2 protein-coding genes are annotated in these 1,345 nt (G+C 44.0%); one reads left to right on the top strand and one right to left on the bottom strand.

What is annotated here, in order from left to right; translation table 11 throughout:
* Positions 1–521, top strand: a 521-nt coding sequence (locus VXQ92_RS18240; RefSeq protein ID WP_416682755.1) for a TetR/AcrR family transcriptional regulator, incomplete at its 5' end; no start/stop codon positions are given.
* Here VXQ92_RS18240 and VXQ92_RS18235 read toward each other — a convergent pair.
* The coding region (locus VXQ92_RS18235; protein ID WP_416682754.1) for a glycerate kinase at positions 518–1,345 on the bottom strand (828 nt) is incomplete at its 5' end. The genes VXQ92_RS18240 and VXQ92_RS18235 overlap by 4 nt on opposite strands.

Genomic DNA, 1,345 nt, shown 5'->3' with positions numbered 1-1,345 from the left:
TTGAAAAGGCGACTCAACTGTTTCGTAGCAAAGGTTACGACGGGGTGGGCATTGCCGAATTAATGTCTAGCGCAGGCTTTACTCATGGTGGGTTTTATAAACATTTCAGCTCGAAAATAGACCTTGTTACTATTACTGCCAAATATGGTCTTGAGCAGGTTTTAAAAAGAATAGAAGTTTTAAACTTAACCCAATTTATTCAAATGTATGTGTCTCGTACACATCGGGACAACCGTGATCAGGGCTGTACCTTAACAGCGCTATCTTGTGATGCCGCAAGACAGCCCGACGAAGTAAAAGTCGAGTTTGAAGAGGGCATTGAGCAGCTTATTGAGTTCATTATGAATGAACGCGCAAAACAAGTTTCTTTAGAAACAGAAGAGCTGAGAAAGCAAGCTATTAATATTCTTGCGCAGTCAGTAGGGGCAATTGCATTGTCTCGTGCATGCCCAGACCAATCAAACCTTAGCGATGAAATCTTGGAGAGCTGTAGAGAGAGTCTTTTAAAATTAGCCGATTAAGTTTTTTTATCTTTTAAGTTGGTTTGGCTAAACTGAATTAATCTCGCTATATCGACTGTTCGCTCATAAATGAGTTCTGCTGCATGTTCGCAGGCGTGTTCTAGGGTGATGGGACCATTGGCTAGTGAAAAAGCAGCGCTTACACCGTGCTCATAAAGTGCTTGATAGCCTTGGCCTAAAGTTCCTGCAATCACAATGACCGGAACATTGTGGGCTTTGGCAATTTGGCTTACCCCAAAAACGGTTTTACCGCTTAAGGTTTGTTGGTCAAATTTACCTTCACCCGTAATTACCCAATCTGCGTTAGAAATTTTATGCTCAAGCTGATTCAGTTCAGCCACAACTTTAACTCCAGCTTTAAAGTCTGCATTTAAATAACTTTTGGCGGCAAAACCCAAACCACCAGCGGCACCAGAACCCGCTTCATCTCGTTTATCGAAACCTAAAAGTTGTGCCGTGACATCGGCAAAATGGGCAAGGGCTGCATCGAGTAACTGTACTTGAGTTGGAGATGCACCTTTTTGTGGGCCAAAAATATGTGATGCGCCGTTTGGGCCACAAAGTGGATTGGTCACATCGGCAGCCAGTAAAAACCGTGTGTGCTGAATACGTGAGTCGAAATGTGTTAAATCAATTTTGGATAGGTGGCTAAGGGCAAGGCCGCCAGCGGGTAAAACGTTTTGGTTAGCATCGAGTAAAACTGCACCCAAAGCACTGAGTAAGCCTGTGCCGCCATCGTTGGTGGCGCTGCCGCCTACAGTTAAAATAATGTCTTTTGCACCCGCGTCTAAGGCATCCAAAATAAGCTGGCCTGTTCCAAATGT

Source organism: Acinetobacter sp. 228, from assembly GCF_048147885.1.
The sequence above is the reverse complement of the archived record's forward strand: the minus strand, read 5'-3'. Positions and strand labels throughout refer to the sequence as shown.